8 protein-coding genes and 1 pseudogene are annotated in these 9412 nt (G+C 70.8%); 3 read left to right on the top strand and 6 right to left on the bottom strand.

The features are described from left to right. Positions 1–205 (top strand): annotated as a pseudogene (locus AB0395_RS46710) (hypothetical protein); the annotation flags it as partial. 185 nt (positions 206–390) lie between these two features. Here AB0395_RS46710 and AB0395_RS46705 read toward each other — a convergent pair. The 6 genes from AB0395_RS46705 to AB0395_RS46680 are packed head-to-tail and all read right to left on the bottom strand — an operon-like array spanning position 391 to position 7043. After that, complete coding sequence (locus tag AB0395_RS46705; protein WP_366294370.1) at positions 391–1389, bottom strand: Lrp/AsnC family transcriptional regulator; 999 nt, start codon at positions 1387–1389, stop codon at positions 391–393. Positions 1390–1408: 19 nt separating this feature from the next. Next, the gene (locus AB0395_RS46700) at positions 1409–2254 is read right to left on the bottom strand and encodes an alpha/beta hydrolase (RefSeq protein WP_366294367.1); all 846 of its coding nucleotides are present in this window, start codon (positions 2252–2254) and stop codon (positions 1409–1411) included. A gap of 30 nt (positions 2255–2284) precedes the next feature. Beyond that, positions 2285–3238 (bottom strand): ABC transporter permease, encoded by a 954-nt coding sequence (locus AB0395_RS46695; RefSeq protein WP_366294364.1) that lies wholly within the window; start codon positions 3236–3238, stop codon positions 2285–2287. Beyond that, positions 3235–4197: an ABC transporter permease gene (locus AB0395_RS46690; RefSeq protein WP_366294361.1), complete on the bottom strand. Its 963-nt coding sequence runs from the start codon at positions 4195–4197 to the stop codon at positions 3235–3237. Before AB0395_RS46690 ends, AB0395_RS46695 begins: the two co-directional genes overlap by 4 nt. Before the next feature lie 42 nt (positions 4198–4239). Next, positions 4240–5835 (bottom strand): ABC transporter substrate-binding protein, encoded by a 1596-nt coding sequence (locus AB0395_RS46685; protein ID WP_366294358.1) that lies wholly within the window; start codon positions 5833–5835, stop codon positions 4240–4242. Beyond that, entirely contained in the window at positions 5835–7043 is a 1209-nt protein-coding gene (locus AB0395_RS46680; RefSeq protein WP_366294355.1) for a membrane dipeptidase, read from the bottom strand. The genes AB0395_RS46685 and AB0395_RS46680 overlap by 1 nt, the downstream gene beginning before the upstream one ends. Before the next feature lie 253 nt (positions 7044–7296). Between AB0395_RS46680 and AB0395_RS46675 the strand changes: the two genes are divergently transcribed. Then, positions 7297–8313 carry an ABC transporter ATP-binding protein gene (locus tag AB0395_RS46675; protein WP_366294352.1) on the top strand — a complete coding sequence of 339 codons (1017 nt, stop codon included), beginning with the start codon at positions 7297–7299 and terminating at the stop codon, positions 8311–8313. Continuing rightward, on the top strand, positions 8297–9298 hold the full coding sequence (locus AB0395_RS46670) for an oligopeptide/dipeptide ABC transporter ATP-binding protein (protein ID WP_366294349.1): 1002 nt from the start codon (positions 8297–8299) through the stop codon (positions 9296–9298). The genes AB0395_RS46675 and AB0395_RS46670 overlap by 17 nt, the downstream gene beginning before the upstream one ends. Positions 9299–9412 lie beyond the last annotated feature (114 nt).

The raw sequence follows: 9412 nt of genomic DNA, 5'->3' as shown, positions 1-9412 counted from the left end.
CTCCCGCGCCCGGCATCGCTTCGCCGCCGCGGGGGGCGCCGTCCGCCCCGGCCTGCCCGGCCTCCCCGTCGCGCCGGTCGCCGCCGCCCCGCCGACCACCACCGCCGGCACCGCCCGCCTGCCCGGCGGCGCGGGCCTGCTGGTCGGGCTCGCCGGCGTCGTGGTCGGCGTGCTCGGCCTGCGCCGCGGCGGCAGCACCTCCTGAGAGCGCGCGGCAGCCGCGCCTCCCCTGAGCCGTGGCGGCCGCGCTTCCTGAAAGGTCACAGAAAGCCCTGAACGCGAGCGGAGGGGCCCCGTGGAACCGTTCCGCGGGGCCCCTCCGCCGTGTTCGCGCCCGCGGCGGCTCGAGACCCGGCGCGGGCCGGGTGACCGCCTGCCCTGCCCGCGCCTCTACTCCGCGGGGTCGGAGACGGTGGCGATCCTGCGCTGGGCCCAGGGCACGGACAGGAAGGCCCGTTTGACGGTGAGCAGCTGGACGCTCGCCGTCCACGACCTGATGCCGGGGATGGCGGCGAGGGTGCGGCTGGTGAAGTGGTGGATGTCCGCCGTGGTCGGCATGATCACCTCGCACATCAGTGACGACTGGCCGAGCGTCGAGGCGATGAAACGCACGCCCCTGTGCTCGGTGAGCAGCTCGACGACCGCCTCCATCCTGGCGGGCTCGACGGAGAGCCAGAACAATACCTCGGCCTCGTAGCCGAGGGCCGCCGCGGGCACCAGGGTCGCCACGAAGGCGCATCCGCGTTCCAGCATGGCCTCGAAGCGCCGCCGTACGGTGCTCTCGCTCACCTTCAGCAGCGTCGCGACCGACTGGAAGCTGGCGCGGCCGTCCTCGCGGAGCGCGGCCAGGATGTCCTTGTCGAGGTCGTCGAGGTGGTCGGCGGCGCAGTCGTGCGGCGGCGGCGGGGTCGCGAGGTGACCCGCCTTGCCGTCCAGCAGCTGCAGGCTCCAGTCGTAGGAGACCTTGTAGGTGTGCAGCACCAGCTCGGCCTGGCTGTGCAGGGCGCCGGGGATGCGCTGGACGTACTCGACGAGCGTCGTGTAGAGGTCGTGGTGCTTGGGCACCACGATCTCGAAGACGATGTCCTGGCTTCCGGTGACGACGGCGACGAAGCGGACCTCCGGATAGCGGGCCAGCGCTCCGGCGACCCTGAGCTGGCTGCCGGGGGCGCAGGAGAGCCGCACCATGAACATGTCGACGGGCCCCGAGTACTCGATGTGGGGTATCACCGCCACGCGCACCGTCCCCTCGGTGAGGAGCTGCTGGGCCCTGCGCGCCACGGTCGTGGTCGAGGTGCCGATCACCTGCGCGATGTCGGTCCAGCTCGCCCTGCCGTTCACGTGCAGGGCGGCGAGGATCTGGCGGTCGAGTGCGTCGAGATCATTCATCGGGTGCATTTTCGCGTCTTCAGGCTGCTCTGTAGATCTTTTCCAGGAATTCCCGCACGGTCGCCTCGAACAGCTCGGCCTCCTCGACCTGCGGCGAGTGACCGGACTTCTCGAAGACGACCAGGCGGGCGTCCGGGATGAGCTCCGCGATCACCTCGCTGCATGCCACCGGTGTGATCCAGTCGTGCCTGCCGACGGTGACGAGCGTGGGCGCGGAGATCCGCGGAAGCCGGTCTTTGACGTCGTACCCCGGCTGGTTTACGGCGAAGGCGAAGTTGTGCGTCCTGTGCCGGTACGGCGTGGCCGCCGCGCGCTCGGCGACCTTGGCCGGGTCGTAGTCGTGGTCGTACAGCGGGAGGATCTCCGTCCAGCAGTCCCGCAGGTCGTCGTCGTCGCGCACGGTGCCCGACATGATCCGGTCCAGCTTGCCGGGGTCGATCGCGACCCGTGAGGAGGTCGCGGCGTTGCGGACCGCGAGGTCCTGGTTGGCGTTGTCCGCCGAGGTGTCGCGCAGCACGAGCGCGCCGACCCTGCCGGGGTGGGCGATGGCGTACTCCATGGCGATGAACCCGCCGTAGGAGCCCCCCGCCATGATCACCGGTTCCACGCCGAGCCACTGCCTGATGCCCTCGACGTCGGCGACCCACTGCTCGTGGGTGAAGGGCTCGTTGCCCTCGCTGGCGCCCGAGCCCCTGGCGTCGAACACGACGACGCGGTAGGCGTCGGCGAGCCTGCCGAAGCTCGCCCTCGGCTCGGCGAGCGAGCCGAGCCCGGGGGCGCCGTGGTGCGCGATGATCGTGGGCGCGCCGGGCCGGTCGCCGTACACCTCGATGCTGAGCCGGTTGCCGTTGATCTCCACGAGCATCGGTCGTTCCTCCCTGGTGGTGAGATCGGTTCAGCGCGCGCGGTGGTTGCGCGCGTCGTTGTAGGCGACGGACAGGAGCGTCGTGGCCAGGACGAGGAGCAGGATGGCCGCGGACGGGAAGAGTGTGGTCCACCAGGCGGAGGCGAGGGAGCCCGACATCTGCGCCTTGTGCAGGATCGCCCCCCACGACCAGCCGGCCGGGTCGCCGAGGCCGAGGAAGGACAGTCCCGCTTCGGACAGCACGGCGCGCGAGGTGGTCAGCACCACGGAGACGCCGACGACGGGGACCAGGCCGGGCAGCAGGTGCTTGCGGATGATCCAGAACGCGGAGCCGCCGACGACCTTCGCCGCCGAGACGAAGGGCAGCGGCACGATGGCCAGGGCCTGTGAGCGGACCACGCGAGCGACCTCGGGCCAGCTGAACAGCGCGATCACGACCACCAGGGTCCGCACGCTCGGCCCGGCGAGCGCGGCGACCAGGATCATCAGCGGCAGCACCGGCAGCGAGAGCGACAGGTCGATGAGGATGCCGAGGGGGGTGTCCATGCGCTTGAAGTAGGCCGCGGTCACCCCGACCAGCAGGCCGATGACGATGGCCAGCGCCGAGGCGCTCACGCCGACCGTGACGCTGACCCGGGTGCCCCAGACGACCTGGGCGAAGACGTCCTGGCCGATGTCGTCGGTGCCGAACCAGTGGCCCGGTCCCGGCGGCAGCGAGGTCTCGACGCCGTAGCCCTCGGGGAAGGGCGCGATCAGCGGGGCGCAGAGCGCGACGGCGATGATCAGCAGGAGCGTCGCCGCGCTGCCGACGCCGAGCGGGTTGCGTCTGAAGGCCGCCCAGGTACGGCGGGCCGCGGTCGGTTCCGGCACGGCGGGGAGCCCGGCGGCCGAGGCCGTGCCCGGCGGGGGCGCCTGCGGCTCGGCGCCCTGTCCGGCGCCCTGTCCGGCAGGGGCCGGGCCCGGCGGGGTCGTGGCAGGTTTCATGAGGTCCGCACCCGTGGGTCGAGGAATCCGTAGGCGATGTCGGTCAGCAGGTTCGCGACGACGACGGCGGCGGCGAGCAGCACGAACGCCCCCTGCAGGACGGGGAAGTCGAGCTGCCCGACCGCCTCGTAGATGGCACGGCCTATGCCGGGGTAGGCGTAGATGGTCTCGGTGAGGACCGCGCCGCCGACCAGCGCGCCGAGCTGGAGCCCGGCGATGGTCGTCGTCGGCAGCAGCGCGTTGCGCACCGCGTGCTTCCAGACCACGGCCGCGGGAGGCACGCCCTTGGCCTTGGCGAGCGTGACGTAGTCGTCGCCGAGCGCCTCGATCAGGGTCGAGCGCATGGTCAGCACGTAGCCGCCGAGCTGGACGAGGACCAGGGACAGGCAGGGCAGCACCAGATGGTGCAGCATGCTGACCGTGGCCGCGAGCCCGGTCGCGTCCGGGTCGACCGCTCCCCCGATGGGGAACCAGCCGAGCACGACGCCGAGCACGTAGAGCAGGAAGACTCCGACGCTGGGCACGAACAGCGACTGGGCGGTGACCCCGCCCACCTGGATCACCCGGTCCGTCCAGCTCCTGGCCCTGGTCGCGGCCAACACGCCGAGGGGGACGCCCAGCGCCACGGTCACGGTCATCGCGGAGACGGTGAGGATGAGCGTCCAGGGCAGGCGCTCGAGCAGGACGGTGGTGACCGGGACCGACTGGCGCAGGGAGATTCCCATATTGCCTTGCAGGAGCTGGCCCAGGTAGCTGAGGTACTGCACGCCCAGGGGCCGGTCGAGGCCGAAGTCGGCCAGCAGCTTGGCGCGCAGCTGCTCCGTCATGCCGGGGTCGGCGACGGCGAGCACGGGGTCACCGGGCAGCAGGCGGACGAGGAAGAAGGTCACGGTGACCGCGAACCACAGGGTCAGCAGCCCCCGTAGCAGCCGTGCGCCGACGAACCTCAGCCGTACCATGGCCCTCCTCCTCTTTCCTCTTCCTCGGATTCGCCCGGCCGCTCAGGCGGCCGGCCTGACCTGGGCCAGCGACAGCGGATTGATGATCGACAGCAGCTCGCTCGGCATGGGCCTGAAGTTCGTCCACTTCGCCGAGTGCGCGATGTTGAAGGTCTCCACGTAGAGCACGTTGTCGTAGACCTGGTCATGGATGATCTTCGCGGCCTCCTGGACGGGAGCGCGGGCCTCGTCGACGGTGAGCGCCCGCTGCGCGCGGTCGATCAGCTCGTCCAGCTTGGGGTCCTCAGCCTGGGCGTAGTTGATGAACCCGCCGGACTTGAAGGCCAGCCCCATGTTTGAGGGCGGGTTGTCCATGATCGCCCAGGAACCCGCGTAGATGTCGAAGTCACGCTTGGCGGTCTTGTCGAGGTAGGTGTTGCGCTCCAGGCCCTGCAGCTTGATCTCGATGCCCGCCTGCTTGGCCGCGTCCCTGACCATGGGCGCCCACTTGGCGATGTTGGGATCGGCCTGGTCGTAGATCATGTTCAGGCTCAGGCCGGTCACCCCCGCCTGCTTGAGCAGTTCCTTCGACCGGGCCGGGTCGAAGGCGTACTCCTTCATCCCGGGGTCGGCGTAGTCCGGCTGGGACGGTGTCAGCACGCTGGAGTTGGACGACTTGGCGAAGCCCTGCAGCGCGATCGTGCGGATGGCCTCGTAGTCGACCGCGTGCGCGAGGGCCTGACGGACGCGGACGTCGTCCAGCGGCTTGCGCTTGGTGTTGTACTGCAGGTGCGCCCAGCCGAGCGAGGGGATCTGCACCAGGTTGATCTTCGAGTCGCCCTTGAGCCCGGCCGCCGCGGCCGGGGGCAGCACGTTGCCGATCACGTCGATCTCACCGTTGCGCAGCGCGAGGACCTCGGTGTTGACGTCGGGGAAGACCCGGAAGACGACCTCCTTCACCGGCGGCTTCGCCGGGCCGAAGGAGTCGACGCGCTCCAGCACGTAGCGCTGGCCGCGCTCGACCTTGGTGAGCCTGTACGGCCCCGCGCTGACCCAGTCGGCGTCGTTGGCGAACTTCTGCACGCTCGGGGCCTTGCCGAACACGTGCTTGGGCACGATCGGCAGCCAGAAGCCGATGTTGTCGAGGAAGGTGCCGTCCGGCCTGGTGAGGGTGAATCTGACCTCGGTCGGCGAGACGGCCTCGGCCTTGTCGAGGGCGGTGATGAGCCCGGCGACCACGCCGAACTTCTCCTTCTGCACCGTGGAGATCGCGAAGACCACGTCGTCCGCTGTCACAGGGGTTCCGTCCGACCACTTCATGTCGTCGCGGAGCCTCATCGTCGCGGTGGTGCCGTCCTTGCCGTAGGACCACTCGGTGGCGAGGTAGGGGATCCGCTTGCCCGCCTCGTCCATCTGCATGAGATGGGGGTACATGAGGTTGGTGACCCAGGAGTCGGTGCGGCTGTTGCCGACCAGCGGGTTGTAGTTGACCACGTCGGCCGTGGTGCCGATCGTGATACGCTCCGCGGGCCCCGCGCCCGCCGGGCTCGACCCCGAGCCCGAACCCGCCCCGGAGCCGGGGACGGCGGGCGCGCAGGCCGTGAGCCCCGCGGCGAGCAGGGCCGCGGCCGCGATGCCGAGCAGGGTGCGTCCGCGCATCAGTGCCACACCTCCTCGAGGACCCGGAGCACGTTGCCGCCGAGCACCTTGCCGATCTCGTCGTCGGAGTAGCCGTTCACGACGAGCCAGCCGGCGATGTTCCAGAAGCATTCGGCCGGGTTCTCCAGGCCGTCGACGTAGGGGACCCTCTCGTACGGCGTGCCCGCGTGCGCCTCGTTGAGCGACAGGTGCTCGGCGAAGGTGTCGTGCAGGCCCACGTGGTCGCCGAAGAGCGTGTCGGGGCCGAAGGCGACGTGGTCGATGCCGACCAGGTCGACACAGTGGGTGAAGTGGTCCATGACCGACTCCAGGCAGTGGCGCGGATGCGCGGCCGACATCGTGGTGTGCGGGGCGGCCTCGAGGCCGATGACGCCGCCCCGCTCTGCGGCCGCCCTGATGACGGAGTCGGGCTTCATCCGGTTGGACGGCCAGACGGTTCTGGAGCCCGCGTGCGTGATGAGGATCGGCTTGGTGGAGTGCCTGATGGTGTCGAGGGAGGTCTGGTCGCCCGAGTGGGAGATGTCGATGGCGATGCCGAGCTTGTTCATCCGGCGCACGGCCTTCTCGCCGAACAGCGTCAGGCCGCCGTCCGAGCGCTCCTTGAGGCCGCTGCCCAGGGTGTTGGCCTCGCTGTAGGCGATGCCCATCTGCCGCACGCCGAAGCCGTACAGCATGTCGACGCGATCGACCTCGTTCTCGATCATGGTCGCCGCCTCGAGGGCGAGGACCAGACCCATCCGCCCCGACTCGTGCGCCCGGTGGATGTCGGCGACACGCTCGACCTTGATGACGTAGTCCTGGTGCGCGATGTCGGAAAGACGCATGCCGATGTCGGCCACGACGTCGGTCCACTTCCAGCCCGCCTGGCTGGTGATGCAGCAGGTACCGTCCATCAGGTTGTCGAAGACGGCCGTCATGCCGGAGCGGGCGAGTCCCTCGAAGCCGGTGTGGTGGCGGGCGGTCCGGTTGTAGTCGACGGTCTGCCGGATCTCCTCGGGGAAGACCGAGGGATGGTCGTGCAGGGAGATGACGACGCCGTCGGTCAGCAGCCGCTGGACGCGCTCCCGCTGCCCTGAGTCGAGTGACAGGCCCGAGTAGGCGGGGACCCGGCCCAGCTCGGGCGCCAGGTCGAAGGCGCGGTAGTCGACGCCGGGCTCCAGGTACTCGTAGGAGCGGTACCCGGTATAGCGCTTGGCGGGCTCAAGCACGATGCGATGTCTCCTTCGGGTGGGTGGGGGCAGGACTCCGGCAGCCGGATGTGGGGCTGACGCGCACCCGCCGCATCCTTGCGAGGCGCTTGATCGTTAAAAATCGGCGCCACTGTCACTGCCATGCCGATATCCGGCTAAGTTTCGGCAGAGCTTGCCATGATTCGCCACAAGGGTCAATACTCGGTGATAATTCGGCAAACCAGAGGGTGCTGACGCACTTTTTCGGCATTCTTGACATCGAGGAGGTCAGATGGCGGGGTCCCCGGAGACCGCACCTCCCGCTCTCGAACTGCGCGACCTGACGGTGACGTTCACCGGCGCGGCGCACGAATCACCCGCCGTCAGAGGGGTCGACCTCGTCATCCGGCGAGGGGAGACCTTCGTGCTGCTCGGGGAGTCCGGCTCCGGCAAGTCGGTCACCGCCAGGGCGGTCATGGGACTGCTCGACCAGCCGGGTGTGCGGGTCGGCATGACGAGCGCGCTTCTCGGCGGGCGCGACCTGCTCGCGATGCCCGAGCGCGAGCGCAGGCTGCTGCGCGGAAGCGCGATGACGCTGGTCTTCCAGGACGCGCTGTCGGCGCTCAACCCCGTCCTCAGTGTCGGCGACCAGATCGGGGAGCTGTTTCGGGTACACCGGGGACTGTCGCGAGGGGCCGCCAGGGCCGAGGCCGTCAGGCTGCTCGAACTGGTCGGGATACCCGCCGCGGCCGAACGGGTGCGCGCCTACCCCCACCAGCTCTCCGGCGGCATGCGCCAGCGCATCCTGATCGCGATGGCGGTGGCGCTCGAACCCGATCTGCTGATCGCCGACGAGCCGACCACCGCCCTCGACGTGACCGTGCAGGCCCAGGTCCTGCGGCTGCTCGACCGGCTCCGCCGCGAGCTGGGCACCGCCGTACTGCTGATCACCCACGACCTCGGGGTCGCGGCCGAGATCGCCGACCGGGTCGCGGTGATGTACGCGGGGCGGATCGTGGAGACGGCGCCGGTCGAGGAGCTCTACGACCGGCCCGCGCACCCCTACACGGAGGCGCTGCTCTCGGCCATCCCCGACCTGGAGCGCCCCGCCGCCGATCTGCGCTCGATCCCCGGGGCGCCGCCCGCCCCCGGCGCGGTCGGCGCGGGCTGCGCGTTCGCCCCTCGCTGCCCCAGGGCGACCGCGCTCTGCGCCGAACTGCGCCCCGAGCTGGGTGAGGTCCCCGGCATGCCGGGACGGACCGTCGCCTGTCACCACGCCAAGGAGGCACTCGATGCCGTCCGTGACTGAGCCGGTCCTGCGGGCCGAGGCCCTGCACAAGACCTACGGAGGGAGAGTCCTCGGCCGGGGCGGGGTGCACGCGGTCGCGGGCGTCAGCCTCGAGCTCCGCGCCGGAGAGACGCTGGGCGTCGTCGGCGAGTCCGGCTGCGGCAAGTCCACCCTCGCCCGCATGCTGGTCGGGCTCGAGGCGCCGGACAGCGGCACCGTCTCCTTCAACGGCGAGCCCTTCTCCCGGGGCAGGATCGCCCGGCAGGTGCGCCGCCGCGTGCAGATGGTCTTCCAGGACCCGGTGACCTCGCTCAACCCGCGGATGACCGTGCTCGACATCGTCGCGGAGCCGCTGGACGTCCACCGCCTGGCCCGTGACCGCGCGGCCCGCCGTGAGCGGGTCGGCGAGTTGCTCGACCTGGTCGGCCTCGCGCCCGAGCTGATGGACCGCTTCCCCCACGAGTTCTCCGGCGGCCAGCGCCAGCGCATCGGCATCGCCCGCGCCCTGGCGACCGAGCCGGAGGTGATCGTCTGCGACGAACCCGTCTCCGCGCTCGACATGTCCGTCCAGGCCCAGGTGGTCAACCTGCTCGCCGATCTGCAGCGCAGGCTCGGCGTCGCGCTGGTGTTCATCGCGCACGATCTGGCCGTCGTCCGGCACGTCTCCCACCGGGTCGGGGTGATGTATCTCGGCCGCATGGCCGAGCTGGGACCGGCGGGAGAGGTCTACGGAGCCCCCGCACACCCCTACACGACCGCGTTGCTGTCCGCGGCGCCCGTGCCGCGCCCGGGGGCGCGCGGCCGTGACCGGATCATCCTGGCGGGCGACCCGCCGAGCCCCGCGGACCCGCCCTCGGGGTGCCGGTTCCGCACCCGCTGCTGGAAGGCCCGCGACGTCTGCGCCGAGGTCGTCCCCGAGCTCTCGGGACCGCGCGAGCAGCTCGCGGCCTGCCATTTCGCCGATTTCGCCGGTGTCGCGGACGGTTTCGGCGCCGTCGGCGGATGAACGGCCCGCGAAGCGCCGTTCCCGGCCGGGACACGGGTCCCGGTCATGCACCACATCGCCGGTGACGGCTGGTCGACCGACGTGCTCTGCCGCGACCTGGCCACCGCCTACACC

The organism is Streptosporangium sp. NPDC051023, assembly GCF_040689595.1.
Taxonomy (GTDB): domain Bacteria; phylum Actinomycetota; class Actinomycetes; order Streptosporangiales; family Streptosporangiaceae; genus Streptosporangium.
Note: the sequence above shows the minus strand (reverse complement) of the source record. Positions and strands in the feature narration are given on the sequence as shown.

Excerpts from the sequence above, each read along its gene's own strand:
- AB0395_RS46670 (WP_366294349.1), top strand. The coding sequence starts at position 8,297 with ATGCCGTCCGTGACTGAGCCGGTCCTGCGGGCCGAGGCCCTGCACAAG.
- AB0395_RS46685 (WP_366294358.1), bottom strand. The coding sequence starts at position 5,835 with ATGCGCGGACGCACCCTGCTCGGCATCGCGGCCGCGGCCCTGCTCGCC.
- AB0395_RS46695 (WP_366294364.1), bottom strand. The coding sequence starts at position 3,238 with ATGAAACCTGCCACGACCCCGCCGGGCCCGGCCCCTGCCGGACAGGGC.
- AB0395_RS46705 (WP_366294370.1), bottom strand. The coding sequence starts at position 1,389 with ATGAATGATCTCGACGCACTCGACCGCCAGATCCTCGCCGCCCTGCAC.
- AB0395_RS46675 (WP_366294352.1), top strand. The coding sequence starts at position 7,297 with ATGGCGGGGTCCCCGGAGACCGCACCTCCCGCTCTCGAACTGCGCGAC.
- AB0395_RS46690 (WP_366294361.1), bottom strand. The coding sequence starts at position 4,197 with ATGGTACGGCTGAGGTTCGTCGGCGCACGGCTGCTACGGGGGCTGCTG.
- AB0395_RS46700 (WP_366294367.1), bottom strand. The coding sequence starts at position 2,254 with ATGCTCGTGGAGATCAACGGCAACCGGCTCAGCATCGAGGTGTACGGC.